The 13,737-nt window shown below is 58.8% G+C and carries 12 protein-coding genes and 1 pseudogene; 6 read left to right on the top strand and 7 right to left on the bottom strand.

Going from position 1 to position 13,737, the window contains the following annotated elements; translation table 11 throughout:
• Nucleotides 1–25 precede the first annotated feature (25 nt).
• Nucleotides 26–907, bottom strand: a complete 882-nt coding sequence (locus tag ACA058_RS15385; RefSeq protein WP_497639823.1) for a LysR family transcriptional regulator — start codon at nt 905–907, stop codon at nt 26–28.
• A gap of 158 nt (nt 908–1,065) precedes the next feature.
• Here ACA058_RS15385 and ACA058_RS15380 point away from each other — a divergent pair, with 158 nt between their 5' ends.
• From ACA058_RS15380 to ACA058_RS15365, 4 genes are read left to right on the top strand one after another with little or no spacing between them, the layout of a single operon-like run.
• Nucleotides 1,066–2,082 (top strand): LLM class oxidoreductase, encoded by a 1,017-nt coding sequence (locus ACA058_RS15380; protein ID WP_497639822.1) that lies wholly within the window; start codon nt 1,066–1,068, stop codon nt 2,080–2,082.
• A complete protein-coding gene (locus ACA058_RS15375) occupies nt 2,079–2,879 on the top strand; it encodes a sugar phosphate isomerase/epimerase family protein (RefSeq protein WP_497639821.1) in 801 nt (266 codons plus the stop codon). The genes ACA058_RS15380 and ACA058_RS15375 overlap by 4 nt, the downstream gene beginning before the upstream one ends.
• 14 nt (nt 2,880–2,893) lie before the next feature.
• On the top strand, nt 2,894–3,700 hold the full coding sequence (locus ACA058_RS15370; protein ID WP_497639820.1) for a sugar phosphate isomerase/epimerase family protein: 807 nt from the start codon (nt 2,894–2,896) through the stop codon (nt 3,698–3,700).
• Between the two features lie 44 nt (nt 3,701–3,744).
• Nucleotides 3,745–4,728 carry an LLM class flavin-dependent oxidoreductase gene (locus tag ACA058_RS15365; RefSeq protein WP_497639819.1) on the top strand — a complete coding sequence of 328 codons (984 nt, stop codon included), beginning with the start codon at nt 3,745–3,747 and terminating at the stop codon, nt 4,726–4,728.
• 68 nt (nt 4,729–4,796) lie between these two features.
• Here the strand turns inward: ACA058_RS15365 and ACA058_RS15360 are convergent, their stop codons facing one another.
• The 5 genes and pseudogenes from ACA058_RS15360 to ACA058_RS15340 form a co-directional block, all read right to left on the bottom strand.
• Entirely contained in the window at nt 4,797–6,248 is a 1,452-nt protein-coding gene (locus ACA058_RS15360) for an aldehyde dehydrogenase (RefSeq protein WP_497639818.1), read from the bottom strand.
• Between the two features lie 26 nt (nt 6,249–6,274).
• The gene (locus tag ACA058_RS15355; protein ID WP_497639817.1) at nt 6,275–7,420 is read right to left on the bottom strand and encodes an NAD(P)-dependent alcohol dehydrogenase; all 1,146 of its coding nucleotides are present in this window, start codon (nt 7,418–7,420) and stop codon (nt 6,275–6,277) included.
• Nucleotides 7,421–7,468: 48 nt separating this feature from the next.
• Complete coding sequence (gene catA, locus ACA058_RS15350) at nt 7,469–8,407, bottom strand: catechol 1,2-dioxygenase (protein WP_497639816.1); 939 nt, start codon at nt 8,405–8,407, stop codon at nt 7,469–7,471.
• Nucleotides 8,408–8,487: 80 nt separating this feature from the next.
• Nucleotides 8,488–9,771, bottom strand: coding sequence for a salicylate 1-monooxygenase (salA, locus tag ACA058_RS15345; protein WP_497639815.1), 1,284 nt, complete (start codon nt 9,769–9,771; stop codon nt 8,488–8,490).
• A gap of 176 nt (nt 9,772–9,947) precedes the next feature.
• Nucleotides 9,948–11,288: pseudogene (locus tag ACA058_RS15340) on the bottom strand (MFS transporter).
• 333 nt (nt 11,289–11,621) lie between these two features.
• On the opposite strand from ACA058_RS15340, the gene ACA058_RS15335 reads away from it, so the two are divergent.
• Together ACA058_RS15335 and ACA058_RS15330 are read left to right on the top strand one after the other, a co-directional pair.
• A complete protein-coding gene (locus ACA058_RS15335) occupies nt 11,622–12,524 on the top strand; it encodes a LysR family transcriptional regulator (RefSeq protein WP_497639814.1) in 903 nt (300 codons plus the stop codon).
• Nucleotides 12,525–12,613: 89 nt separating this feature from the next.
• On the top strand, nt 12,614–12,901 hold the full coding sequence (locus ACA058_RS15330) for an oxidoreductase (protein ID WP_497639813.1): 288 nt from the start codon (nt 12,614–12,616) through the stop codon (nt 12,899–12,901).
• 67 nt (nt 12,902–12,968) lie between these two features.
• On the opposite strand, the gene istB is transcribed toward ACA058_RS15330, so the two are convergent.
• A complete protein-coding gene (gene istB, locus ACA058_RS15325) occupies nt 12,969–13,724 on the bottom strand; it encodes an IS21-like element ISPsy14 family helper ATPase IstB (RefSeq protein ID WP_024264899.1) in 756 nt (251 codons plus the stop codon).
• Nucleotides 13,725–13,737 lie beyond the last annotated feature (13 nt).

Genomic DNA, 13,737 nt, shown 5'->3' with positions numbered 1-13,737 from the left:
TTGCGTTTGGCTCAACCGCAGGGAATCAAGTCAGCCGCGATGTCATGAAGCTGACGAAGGCCTTTATCTTGGGCAATGGCTGGCGACTGGCTGGCCAGAGAATGGCAAAGGTGCGGTGGTCGCGAACGTAGCGATCCAGCACCGGCACCAATCGTCCGTCAGCGATGGCGTCCTCGACAAAAAAATCAGGCAGGCAAGCGATCCCCTGACCCGCCTCAGCCATCGCCAGCAACGGTTCAATCGCGTTGGCAGTCGCCGACTGTCCCGGTTCAACACTGGCCTGCCCCTTTTTGACCACCAAGGGCCAGGCGTCGAGTTTACCGCTGGTGGGGAATCGGTAACGCAGGCAGGCATGGCCGGATAGTTCCGATGGCCGTGAAGGCACGCCCCGTAGTGCCAGATAGTCTGGCGACGCCACCAGGCGATGACTGTAGCCGTTGAGCTTGCGCATCATTAGCCGCGAGTCTTCAACCTCACCGATACGCATCACGGCATCAAAACCCTCCTCGATGACGTTGACCAACCGATCACTGAACTCCAGCTCCAACTCCACTTCGGGATAGGCCTGCTGAAACGCAATCAAGTGCGGCATCAACCTCATCCCCAGCTGTGGCAAACCGAGGCGCAACTTCCCCTGGGGTTTACCGGCCGCCTGGGTGAGCTCGCGCTTGGCAACCTCGTACTCGGCAAAAATTCGATGGCAACGTTCCAGGAACAGGCTGCCCTCGGACGTCAGGGTGATGGCGCGCGTGGAGCGGTGAAACAGCCTGACTCCCAGCTCTTCCTCCAGCCGGGCAACCGCCTTGCCAACGGCCGATGAAGACACCCCGGTCCTGCGTCCGGCTTCGGTAAAGCTGCGCGTTTGCGCTGCATGAACGAACGCGTTGAGCGCTCCAAAATGATCCATGGCCACCTCAGTCTATTTGAGCCTTTTATTCGTAAATGATCGGAATTTCATCCTGTTTTTCTTTCCAATCATACAACTTATAGTCACCGCCATTGTGACTTCTCCCCGCTCTATCGCACCGCGAAGTTACCTTCATCCGACTAGACGAGAGACCTCGAATGACTTCGATGCCTTGCCCCTATGGACTTGCGCCAGAGCTCAGGCAACACCCCGGCTTCGCGCGCGTTTTCCAACCAGGCCATTTGACCTTCGGTTTTATTGCGCCGCTGGAAAGCTATCCCGATAGTCCGGGCCCGACCCTGCAGGATCACGCGCGATTAGCTCAAAAGGTTGACGAAGCGGGGTTTTCCGCCATCTGGCTACGGGACGTGCCCTTTTACGATCCGAACTTCGGTGACGTGGGTCAGATCCTTGATCCGCTGGTCTATGCTGGCTTCCTCGCCGCCGTGACCACGCAGATAGCCATCGGTACTGCCGGCATTGTCCTGCCCCTGCGCGATCCGTTGATCGTGGCCAAGCAGGCCGCGAGCATCGATCAGTTGCTTGGGGGACGATTCATTCTGGGCCTGGCCACAGGCGATCGGCCCGTGGAATACCCCGCCTTCGGACTCGACTTCAGTAACCGCGCCGAGCGTTTCCGTGACGCGTTGGCAATCATTCGCGCCGCCTCGGAAACACACTGGGCCGTGCACCCTTCGCGATTTTATGGCCAGTTGAATGGTGAGATTGACCTCGTTCCCAAACCAGTGGGCTCACGTATGCCAACCATTATCGTTGGCCAGGCGGGTCAGTCGCTGGAGTGGGTTGGTGAGAACAGTGACGGCATCCTTTCCTACATTTCCAATCCTGTCCTGATTCCCCAGATCATCGAACGGTGGCGTGCAGCCTGTGGCGACAACGTCTACAAGCCCTATGGCTACGGCACTCTGTTCGACCTCGACCGAGATCCAAACCATCCTCTGCAGGCTGGGCGCGTGCTGCGTGCCGGGCGGAACGCGCTGATCGAACACTGGAAACGTCAACAGGATCAGGGCGTCGGTCACGTTGCCCTGCACTTCAAACCTCAGCGACGCCACGCCTCGGAAGTCATCGACGAACTGGGCGAATACCTCTTGCCGCACTTTCCAAGTGCGTCCTTACCCGCCAACCCACTGACAGTGCAGACCCACTCATGAATCGTCCTTTGCATCATATGGATTTCATTTTCCAGACGGCCCTGGGGACCTATCCCCTGGCGGCGCAGTGCGAGATGCTCGCCGAACTCGGCTATCAGGGGCTGACGATGTCTGCCTGGAGCAAGGACCTGAAGTCGATCCCTCAGGTCAAACCCACCTGGGGCCTGGACGTCGGTGCGGTCTACCTGATCTATCGCAGGGGCCTGGAATCCTTTGTGACCAACCTGTTCGAGACCATCGAAGGCTGCACCACCATCGAACTGGCCCTGCATTCCGGCGACGAAGTCACGAACTTTGACCGCCAGATGCTCGAGCGCCTGCTGCCGATCTGCGAGCGCCGAGGCCTTGAGATCAGCCTGTACCCGCACGCCCGCTACGGTATGCAGACGACCACCGAGGCAGTGGCCCTTTGCAGGGAGTTCAACCATCCGCGCCTCAACATCGTGTTCAACGGCTATCACTGGTACGCGACTGAAGAGCAGGCCCTGGAGCAGCGCCTTGATGCGATGTGGCCTTGGCTGAAACAGGTGAACATTGCCGGCACTCGGCGCTCCCCGCTCGGCTGGGGCGGCCTGGCGACCATCGAACCGCTCGATGAGGGGGAAATGGACAACTTCGTGTTGTTGGGCGCGCTCGAACGGCGTGGCTTTGACGGACGGTTTGGCGTGCTCGGTTGGGAAAGCATGGGCGGCGATGTCTACGGCAACCTGCGCCGCTCGGTCACCGCCTTCCGGTCCATGGAACAACGGTTGGCTGCCCACCCTGAGTGGTCTGTCCTGACCGATTCGCCTCATTGAGCCAGGAGATCATCATGGCTCATCGCATTCATGCACTCGATTCCTTCTTCTACTCGTCGATGGGCGTATACGCCTTTCAGACACAGTGTGAAATGTTGGCCGAGATCGGCTACGACGGCATTACTGTAGCTGCCTGGGGTGGCACACCACTGACTGACCTTAGCCTGCTGCCCAGCGTCCGGGAAAACCATGGCCTGTACATCGAGGGCCTTTACCTGGTGCTTCATGAGGGGCGCAACGACGCCCTGATAAGGCGCATCGTCGAAACCGTCGAGGGTGTAGAGCTGATCGAACTGGCGATACAGACCTCCGTCAATGGCGCCCAAGCCATTCTGCGGTTCATCGAGTCGCTGCTGCCCATTGCCGAACGGCGCGGACTACGGATCGCCTTGTACCCGCATCTTCATCATGTCACCCAGACCACCGAGCAAGTCGTGCAGATTTGCGAGCTCTTCGCTCACCCACGCCTGGGGGCCTCGTTCAATGGCTATCACTGGTACGCCAGCCAGGAAGGCGAACTGGAAAAGCGTCTTGGCGCGATGAAACCCTGGCTGATGCAAGTGGTGACCTCTGGCAGTGCACTTTCGCAGCTGGGCTGGGGCGGCGTGGCAACCATGGAGCCGGTCGACCGCGGTGAGATGGACAACTTCGCCTTGATCGCCGCGCTGAATCGCATCGGTTATACCGGCAGCCTTGGCGTGCTCGGCTGGGATTACGGGGGGGACATTTACCTCAAGCTCCAGCGCTGCCTGGCAACGCTACGGGAAATCGATCAACGCCTGGAACGTCATCCGTCCTGGTCGAATTTCCCGCTGAAGTAGCGGATGGCCGCGTCACAGAACTCAACTCAAAAACGGAACATGCAATGACAGCCCTTTCTGTGCTTGACCTCATGATGATCGGCGAAGGCAAAACCTTTGCCAACACGCTGGATGACGCCGTCTCCCTGGCGCGACACGTGGAAGCCCATGGCTACAAACGCTACTGGATCGCCGAGCACCACGACCTGCCGGGGATTGCCTCTTCGGCGACCACCGTGCTCATCCAGCATCTCGCTGCGGCCACCCGCACCCTGCGAGTCGGTTCTGGTGGAATCATGCTGCCCAACCACTCCCCTCTGATCGTGGCGGAGCAGTTCGGGACACTGGATACCTTGTTTCCAGGCCGTATCGATTTAGGCATTGGCCGGGCGCCCGGATCAGCAGGACTGGCTATTCGCGCCATGCGCGGTGACGCCTCCGAGCGCGACTTCGCGCAAGACATCGAGCAATTGACGGACTACCTGGCGGACAACGGAAACCAGCTGGTTCGTGCAATACCCGAGACGCATGACGTGCCGCTATGGCTGCTGGGTTCGAGCCTCAATAGCGCTGATCTCGCGGCAACAATGGGGCTTCCTTACGCATTCGCTTCACATTTCGCGCCTCGATTCCTGATGCAAGCCATCACGCACTACCGCACTTCGTTCCGGCCGTCGGCCTTGCTGGACCGCCCCTATGTCATCGCTGGCGCCAATGTCTTCGCGGCCCCGTCGCGCGCCGAAGCCGATTACCTGGCGAGTTCGCACCGCCATTGGGTAGCCAATTTGTACGCGGGCAAAGCAGGTGCGCTGCCGCGCCCGCAAGAGGGTTTCATGGAAAGGCTTGCCGACGTGGATCGCCACAATCTGGCTCAAGCCATGTCTTGCACTGCAGTAGGCGACAAAGATGATGTTGGAAGTTGGCTGCGCCAGTTCATCGCGACCACCGAGGCGGACGAGGTCATAATCGATGCAAGAATTTACGACCCCGACGCGCGCTGCCGCTCCTATCAACTGGCTGCCGAATCCATCGCCGACCTGCTTGACTGAGGACCCTAGTCATCTGTTGCGTGTGTGACCCACAGAAAAAACCGGCGCGTTACGCGCCGGTTTCAAACCTAGAATGGATAAGGCTGGTTGGAGGGTTCAACCGTGACCCACTTGACCTCGGTAAACTCCTCGATGACGGCACTGCCATCGAAGCGGCCGTAACCGCTCTTCTTCATTCCACCGTACGGAGCCTGCGGTTCGTTTTGCACGGTGGCGCCATTGATGTGCACGCAGCCGGCATCCAGTCGGCCGGCCAACTCCAATGCCCGTGTGACATCGCGACTGAATATTGAGGACGAAAGACCGTAGGCGGTGTCGTTGGCCACCTGCAGCGCCTGCTCGGCGCCTTTCACCCGGACGATCGTTGTCACCGGGCCAAAGGTCTCTTCGTCGTAGATCGACATCTCACGGGTCACCCGATCGACCAGTGTAGGGCCCATCAAGGCATTTTCCGCCATGCCGCCAGCCACGATGTCAGCACCCTTGCCAATGGCGTCGTCGAGTAAATGGTTGATCCGTTGGACCGAGCCTTGGCCGATCATCGGGCCAATCACGCAGCTTGGAGTCGTAGATGGCACGCCCGTTTCCAGCGACCGTACACGTTCTGCGAAACGGGAAACGAATTGGTCGGCAACCGCTTCATCGACCACGAAACGCTCGGTCGACATGCAGATTTGTCCCTGATAAAGGAATGCTCCGAAAACGGCGGCGTTGACTGCCCCGTCGATATCCGCGTCATCCAGAACGATGAAAGGGGCTTTGCCACCCAGCTCCAGGAGGCAGCGTTTGAGATGACTGGCACAGGTCTGGGCAATCATGCGGCCGACCTTGGTTGAGCCGGTGAAATTCACTCGACGCACAACGTCATGCGCTACCAACGCTTCAGTCACGGCAGAGGCGTCCTCGGGAGCGCTGATTAGAAAGTTCAACACCCCCGCCGGCAGACCGGCATCGTAAAACGCTTCGGCCAGCAACGCGTGCGTTCGTGGGCTGCTTTCCGAACCCTTGAAAATCACCGTGTTGCCACACGCCAGTGGGTAGGCAATAGCGCGTGCGCCAAGGATGACCGGACCATTCCAGGGCACGATGCTCAGTACCGCGCCCACCGGTTGGCGCAACGTCATCGACAGTGCGCCTGGCTTGTCGGTAGGAATGGTTTCGCCTTTGATTTGTGTGGTCAGGGCCGCGGCTTCACGCAGCAGGTTGGCCGATGCGCCCACGTTGAATTGTGCCCACAGTTGCGAAGCGCCGATCTCTTCGGCCATGACCGAGCAGAACTGGGCCATTTTCGATTCCAGGGCATCGGCAGCCGCCAGCAGAATGCGCCGGCGCTCGGTAGGGCCGGTTCTGGACCACGTCCGAAAAGCGCGCTGGGAAGATTCGGCGGCACGGATGGCGTCCTCGACGCTGCAGGCTGCACCTACGCTCACGGTTGAGGCGCTGAGCGGATCGACACGCTGGAAGGTCTTGCCATTGGAGGCGTCGAGTTTTTGATTGTCTATTACGAGTTGAACGGTCATTGCGGGTTCCTTTGGAATCGAAATAGTCAGACCGAAGCAGGGGCTGGCATGCGAAGAATCGGTTTGATGGTGACACCGCGCTCGCTATCGGCCATCGCCTGGTTAACCTCTTCGAACTCGTAAAACTTGCAAATCTTGTCGAAGGGGAATCGGCCCTGCAGATAGAGATCAACCAGCTTCGGAATAAAGGCATTGGCAACGACATCGCCCTGGACGATGCCCATGATCCGTTTGCCGGGAATCATCACGTCATTGATATTGAAGGCCACCTCGGTGCCGACTTTGGTTGCGCCAACGATGCCACAGGTGCCAAGCGTGGTGAGTGCGTCGATCGCCTGGCGTAGAACCTCGGAACGACCGGAGCACTCAAGGCTGTAGTTGACCCCACCCTGGGTGATAGCCTGAATACGTTGAACCGGTTCTTCTTCGCGGCTGTTGATGACATGGGTGGCCCCCAGTTCGCGCGCCAGTTCCAGCCGACTCGGTGTGACGTCCACAGCAATGATGGTCGTAGCGCCTGCGACCTTTGCAGCCATTACCGCAGCCAGGCCGACCGCGCCCGCGCCAAAGGCGGCGAAGCTTGATCCGGCCTCAACCTTGAGTGCATTGAGAACCGATCCCGCGCCAGTCTGGATGCCGCAACCCAGAGGCCCCAACAGTTCCAGAGGCGCCTGCTTGGCGACTTTGACCACGTTGCGCTCATTGGCGATCGTGTAAGTGGAAAATGAGGATTGGCCGAAGAAATGGTCATGGATGGCGTGGTCGTTGCCACAAGCGCAAGCAGAGGTACTGCCATCGAGTCGGCCGCCACCGAAGTTCAGCGGGTGCATGTGCGTACAGTGGGCCGGGTGGCCCGTTTCGCAAGGCAGGCAAAGGCCGCATGACATGTACGTCATCACCACGTGATCGCCCGGTTGTACCGTGGTGACTGCAGAACCGACCGCATCCACGACACCCGCACCTTCATGGCCGAGGATGATCGGCAGTGGTGTAGGAAACAGCTGGTCTCGCACCACCATGTCCGTGTGGCAGACGCCTGTGGCGACCACACGGACGCGCACTTCGGTAGGTCGAGGAGCCTCGAGCAGGGCATCCTCAATCTGTAATGGGGCTCCGGAGGTGCGCAGCACTGCGGCGCGGATGTTCAGCGATTGTGCATCGGTCCGGGACATCGTTGTCTCCTTGAAGTGGTTCGTCAAAGCCGAGAAAACATCGGTTTGTCAGGCAGACTGCAACGCTCGCGGGCGTTGGCTGCGATGGGTTGCTTCTTCGCTCGCGGCCGGACGCAGGCTGAAATTGAACGTCATCTCGGCAAAGCGCCCTGCCACGCCCATGGATGCGGCCCGTGCCTCGTCATCGACGAAACTGACTTCGCCAATCAGTCCATCGCGTGTCGCGTAGGCGAAGTCGTCCCACAGGTACTTGTCATTCGACAGGTTGATCTGCGTGGTCAGATGTTCATGCCCCGGGGCAGAAATGAAGAAGTGGATATGCGCTGGTCGCTGCCCGTGACGGCCCAACTGATCGAGGCATTCCTGAGTAGGGCCGGTTGGATCGCAACCGTACCCTGAAGGCACGATGCTGCGAGCCCGATAGCAACCATTGGCGTCCGTGAGAATCCGGCGACGCAAGTTGTATTCCGACTGGCTCTTGTCGAAGTATGAGTAGTTGCCTTGGGTATTGGCTTGCCACAAGTCCACGGTGGCTCCGGCGATTGGCTGACCGTTCAAGTCGGTTACGCGTCCCTCCAGGAACATCACCGTTGCGATACCGTCCTCGCTCCCGTCGTCCATGCGAGTCTGGTACTCGCTCAGCGGAGCCCCTGCTACATACAGCGGGCCTTCAATCGTCCGTGGCGTGCCGCCGGTCCGGCCCGCTTCGGCGTCTCTGGCATCCGCCAGCAAATCAAGGAAATGTTCGATACCGAGTCCGGCGACCAGCAGACCTGCTTCGTTTCTGGCACCCAAACGGTTGACGTAGTCCACCGCACCCCAGAATTCATCGTCACTGATCTGCAAATCCTCGATCACTCGGGCGACTTCCTGCAGCAAACGTAAAACGATCTGCTTGCGGCGTGGATCGCCTTCGCTGTTGTCCAGTCCCGAGGCTTCTCGGAAGAATTGCTGCAATTGCGGCAGTTGAGAAATTTTTACTGTCATCTTGACTCACCTGATCTTATTGGTATTGCCGAACGAAGAGAGCCGCTGGATGCTCCCTTCGTGCTTGTCGGTTCAAATCATTAGGCGAGTGCGCGCCAACCCAACTGGGCGCGAGCCTCTTGAAGGTCGGACTGCATATCGTGATTCCACAACCAGTCGAACCGCTCTGCGAGGGTCTTGCCCAGCAGTTTTTCGTCACCGGCTACAGCTGGATCACGCATTTCATACAGCTCCCCGGCTTCCCAGGAAGTACGCTGCACACGGCAGGCACGTGGACGACGGATGGCGTCGTAAGCCGCAAGCACCGCTTGTGGCTGGCTGTCCAGAACCTGCGGATCGGCCAGCAGTCGCGCCAGGAGCCAGGCGTCTTCCAACCCCTGGCCCGCGCCAGCGCCCTGGTGCGGCAACATGGCGTGCGCGGCATCGCCGATCAGCCCCACGCGGCCGTGCACGTAGCCTGGCAACTCATCGAGCTCATGCAGCGCCCAAAGAGTGGGTGCCGGAATGCATTCGAGCAGCACCCGAGCAGCGTCTCCCCAATGATTGAAGGCAGAGAGCATTTCTTCCTGGCTGGCATTGCGTACCCACGGAGCATCGCTTGGCCAGGTTGGATCAGGGCGACTGCGATCGGAAATAAAGGCCACTACGTTGATGAGGCGGCCTTGTTTGACCGGGAATGTAAGGATATGTGCATCAAGCCCCAGGTACATCTGCGGGACATCGATCAAGTGCTCATCGACACCCCGAGCCCGGTACGCCGCACGCAACTGTTCGCTGTCGATCATCCCGCGGTAGGCGCAGGTACCACTGAAACGTGGCGCCACCAGGGGTTGGCCAAGACCGTTGAGAACATGATCACGAATTGAAGACTTGATACCGTCCGCGGCGATCAACAGGTCGCAGCGATGCTCAGTGCCATCGGTGAACAGTACACGAGCCTGTTCGGCATCCTGCTCCACGCTGAGGGCGCGCTTGCCAAACTGGGCGATCCCTTCGGGCAACTGGCTGGCAAGGGCGTCGAGGAAGTCGGCACGGTGAACAGAAGACTGCCCTACCCCTTCAGCCAGGCTGGCGCCCAGATAACCGGCATCTTCACCCCGGCGCCATTCGAACCAGATGTCCTGCCAGGGATCCTGGGTCTGGTCGGCAATCTTGCGGTAGGGTTCGGCAATACCCAGGCCCGCGATGGCACGGACAGCGTTGGCGCCGAACGAGACACCCGCTCCGACCTCGCCAAAGGCAGGAGCCGCTTCGAACAACTGCACGTTCAGGTGGGAATGACGGCACAGGTCCAGGGCCAGGGCCACGCCGGCAATACCGCCGCCAACAATGCCGATTTGCAGTTTGGATTGAGAAGTACGCATAGCAAGTTACCCGTGAGGCTGATTGTTATTGGTGTAACCAAATCATCGCCAACCGAGCGCTATTGATAAATACCGCAACTCCCATACACACCATCATGGGTGTGAATATTACTCTCGCGCACGAGCAACCATTGGCCAGACGAGCCCCTCCGTGGGCTCGCCTGTTTCGGCCATCGTTACTGCGACACGGTTTGACTGGATGAAGCAGCCTGACGGCTTGAAGCGTTCTGAATGAGAAAGACCAGAATAGCGATGGCCCCTATCAGTCCTGGTACTGCGAAGATGAGAAAGCTCGCCTGCAGCGGCAGCGATGAAGCGTGCAGTGCGCCGCCCAGCAAAGGGCCGATGATGGCTCCGGTGCGGCCGATGCCCATCGCCCAACCAAGCCCTGTGGACCGTATGTGCGCGGGGTAATACTGCACCGTGCAGGCATTGGCCAGGATCTGCGTGCCAATGGTGCACGCCCCTGCGATGGCAATGAGCAAATAAAGTACCGGCAACGGCGCTTTGAGCGCCAATAGGCTCAGGGCTAATGCTCCACAACTGAAAAACGCGAACAAGACCTTGGCGATACCAATACGGTCCCCCAGCCAGCCACCGGCTACTGCGCCAATAATCGCGCCGAGGTTTAGCGCCAGCAGAAACGCCAGGCTGGAGTTCAATCCATAGCCTGCGGCAGTCATGAGTTTTGGCAGCCAGGAGCTCAGCGCGTAAACCATCAGCAAACAACAGAAAAACGCCAGCCACAGCATGAAGGTGTTCACCTTGCGCCCGTCCTAGAACAGCTGTGCAATTGACACTGTCGTGCCTTTGGCGACCATCTGGTTCAACTGGTCATTTGCAGTGGGCACGTAAGATGGCTCGGCTTGTGCCAATAGATTTTGAGCCTTCACGGACTGCCCGGTGCGCAGCAGAAAATCCATCGATTCCGGCAATTGACGTATTAAAAAAGGCAAGGCCAACAGAGGAATCAGCGCTACATAGAACACGGCTTGCCATCCCCATTGCGGGATCAGCACCATGCCCAGGGTCGCCGAAAGCATTCCGCCTAACGAGTAACCGCTGAACATGATCGCGACCAAGGTGCTGCGAGATTTCTTCGGCGCGTACTCGTTCATCAACGCCACAACATTGGGCATCACCCCGCCGATCCCAAGACCGGCGATGAACCGGCACAACGCAAACGCCTCGGGGCTTTGTGCCAGGCCGTTGATCGCAGTGACCCCACTGAAGATCGCGACACACATCATGATGGTTTTGCGTCGACCTATACGATCCGACAATGAACCGAAAAACAACGCCCCCAGCATCATGCCCACCAGCGCGCAACTGCCCAGCGCACCAGCTTGCAGCGAACTGAGGCCCCACTCGGACATCAATGAGGGCAGCACGACCCCATAGATGACCAGATCATAACCGTCGAAAATAATGATGAGCGCGCACCAGAACAGCACGCGCGCATGGAAGGTATTGAAACGTGCCCCGTCAATCAGGGCTGACACATCTATCGTACGCATGGCATCGCTCTTTTTGTCATTGTTATAGAGCCGGAGGATCTAGCGCCTCCGGAAATTGCGAGCTGCCCAATGGACGCGGAGCGTTTAGAACCGGGCATGGATTCGATCATGGGCAAACCAACAACCGGGATAAATGCAGCCAGGCGAATACACATTATTTCGAGCGTGAATAAAGCTCGAGTCTGAGCAAAAGCCCCGAATATCTCTCAATGGACGCGATGGTAGGCGCTTGTTAGGCTTGGGACCCTTGCAGCGGCGAATTTAGAGCGGTTCAGACCCAATAACGGGCAAAGATCTATCGCCCTCATGAGCACGCAATCTGCACGAGGCGTTATGGAATTACGTGAGCTTGACCTCAATCTTCTTCTGGTATTCAACCAACTGCTGATTGACCGCCGGGTATCGACCGCGGCGGATAATCTCGATCTGACCCAGCCCGCTGTCAGCAACGCATTGAAACGCCTGCGTGTCGCCTTGAACGACGAACTTTTCGTGCGCACTTATCAGGGAATGGAGCCCACGCCTTATGCCCGGCAGTTGTCCGAACCAGTCGCACTGGCCATTCAGACCTTACGCGATGCACTGAGCCGACAGGACACGTTCGACCCGCTCAACAGCAATCGCAGATTTACCATGGCAATGACCGATATTGGTGAAATCTACTTCATGCCGCGGCTGATGGACGCGCTGGCTGAACGCGCTCCGGGGTGCTCGATCAGCACACTGCGCAACACTTCCGATACCCTGGCCGAAGGTTTGCAGAACGGTGCGATCGACCTCGCCGTTGGTTTACTACCACACCTGCAAGCCGGATTTTTTCAGCAACGCCTGTTTCACCATCGCTATGTTTGCATGTGCCGTAAGGACCACCCCGCTACCAGGGAACCGTTAACGCTTGAGCGTTTTTGCAGTTATGAGCACGTTCGCGTCGTAGCGGCGAACACGGGGCACGGCGAAGTCGATACGTTTCTGGCGCGGGCAGGTATAGAGCGAAACATACGTCTTGAGGTCCCCCATTTCGTTGCAGTTGGCCACATCCTTCAACGCACCAACTTAGTGGCAACAGTGCCTGAGCGATTCGCCAGCAGTTGCGAACAACCCTTTGGCCTCGCGGTTCTACCGACGCCTGTAGAGCTGCCGAACATCGAAATCAACCTGTTCTGGCACGCACGCTATAATAAAGACCCCGCCAATCGTTGGCTTCGCCAGCTGATGTTTGAGTTGTTTTCGGATTAAGCCACCTGAGCGAATACCGCTTCGACGCCAAAGCAGGATTCTTCAACGCCTCGACATGAATGTTCAATACTCATGCCGGCGCTCATTCCATGCTTGAACCTCAAAACAAAAAAAATAATGAGGAGATGGCAATGGCACACCCAGACATCCGTAACCTTGTGATTTCAGACGGCCCTGCCGCGGCGCTCTACCAGCCCGGGCGGATCGGCACCTTGCAGTTGCGCAACCGCTTCGTGCAAGCACCGATCTTCACTCAGTTCGCCAGCACCTTCGGTGAGGTTGACGATAAGCTCATCGAATACCATCGGGCCCGCGCCCGAGGAGGCGTTGGTCTCATCATTGCGGATTCCACGCCATCCGGCCACCCAGCCCACTAACATCCGGCCACCTGTTCCACGATCATCCGGCCGGGCAGTCGGAGCGCAGCGACGCAGGTTTGCATTGTTAGTCTGAAGTCTCTGTCGCCGTCAATTTCGTTGCGCGTCTGCGCATCGATTCGCCCTTCAGTTCGATCCGATAAGCGTTGTGCACCAGCCGGTCGAGGATCGCATCGCCCAAGGTCGGATCGCCGATCAGCGCGTGCCATTTGTCCACTGGCATCTGGCTGGTCACTAGCGTCGAGCGGTTACCGTAGCGGTCGTCCAGCAGTTCAAGCATGTCGCGCCGTTGCGCAGCGGTAAACGGCGCCAGGCCCCAGTCGTCCAGGATCAGCAAGTCAGTCTTGGCATAACCCGCCATCAGTTTCGCGAAGCGGCCGTCGCCGTGGGCCAGGCCTAGTTCTTCCATCAAGCGCGGCAAGCGCAGATAACGCACGCTGTAACCGTCGCGGCAGGCCTTATGAGCCAGCGCGCAGGCGAGCCAGGTTTTGCCTACGCCAGTTGGGCCGCCGATGATCAGGTTCAGACCATCGCGCAGCCACTGGCCGCTGCCCAGTTGCAGGATCAAGGCCTTGTCCAAGCCACGCGGACTGCGATAGTCAATGTCTTCCAGGCAGGCGTTATGGCGCAGTCGGGCCGCCTTGAGGCGAGTAGTCAGGCGGGCGTCTTCGCGCTCGGTCAGCTCGCGATCGACCATCAGACCGAGGCGTTCGTCGAAGCTGAGATCGTTGATGTCAGGCGTTGCGTGTTGTTCGCCAAGGGCCTTGATCATGCCGTGCAGGCGCAGGGTTTGCAGCTTGTCGAGTGTCGGGTTGGGCAGCATTTTGGTGCTCCTT

Source organism: Pseudomonas sp. LBUM1649, assembly GCF_059716155.1.
This window is presented reverse-complemented; position numbering and strand designations above follow the sequence as displayed.

What these genes read in the sequence shown, in the direction of transcription:
- ACA058_RS15380 (WP_497639822.1), top strand. Translation starts at nt 1,066, where the DNA reads ATGACTTCGATGCCTTGCCCCTATGGACTTGCGCCAGAGCTCAGGCAA.
- ACA058_RS15375 (WP_497639821.1), top strand. Translation starts at nt 2,079, where the DNA reads ATGAATCGTCCTTTGCATCATATGGATTTCATTTTCCAGACGGCCCTG.
- ACA058_RS15370 (WP_497639820.1), top strand. Translation starts at nt 2,894, where the DNA reads ATGGCTCATCGCATTCATGCACTCGATTCCTTCTTCTACTCGTCGATG.
- ACA058_RS15355 (WP_497639817.1), bottom strand. Translation starts at nt 7,420, where the DNA reads ATGTCCCGGACCGATGCACAATCGCTGAACATCCGCGCCGCAGTGCTG.
- ACA058_RS15385 (WP_497639823.1), bottom strand. Translation starts at nt 907, where the DNA reads ATGGATCATTTTGGAGCGCTCAACGCGTTCGTTCATGCAGCGCAAACG.
- salA (WP_497639815.1), bottom strand. Translation starts at nt 9,771, where the DNA reads ATGCGTACTTCTCAATCCAAACTGCAAATCGGCATTGTTGGCGGCGGT.
- ACA058_RS15335 (WP_497639814.1), top strand. Translation starts at nt 11,622, where the DNA reads ATGGAATTACGTGAGCTTGACCTCAATCTTCTTCTGGTATTCAACCAA.
- istB (WP_024264899.1), bottom strand. Translation starts at nt 13,724, where the DNA reads ATGCTGCCCAACCCGACACTCGACAAGCTGCAAACCCTGCGCCTGCAC.
- catA (WP_497639816.1), bottom strand. Translation starts at nt 8,407, where the DNA reads ATGACAGTAAAAATTTCTCAACTGCCGCAATTGCAGCAATTCTTCCGA.
- ACA058_RS15330 (WP_497639813.1), top strand. Translation starts at nt 12,614, where the DNA reads ATGCTTGAACCTCAAAACAAAAAAAATAATGAGGAGATGGCAATGGCA.
- ACA058_RS15360 (WP_497639818.1), bottom strand. Translation starts at nt 6,248, where the DNA reads ATGACCGTTCAACTCGTAATAGACAATCAAAAACTCGACGCCTCCAAT.
- ACA058_RS15365 (WP_497639819.1), top strand. Translation starts at nt 3,745, where the DNA reads ATGACAGCCCTTTCTGTGCTTGACCTCATGATGATCGGCGAAGGCAAA.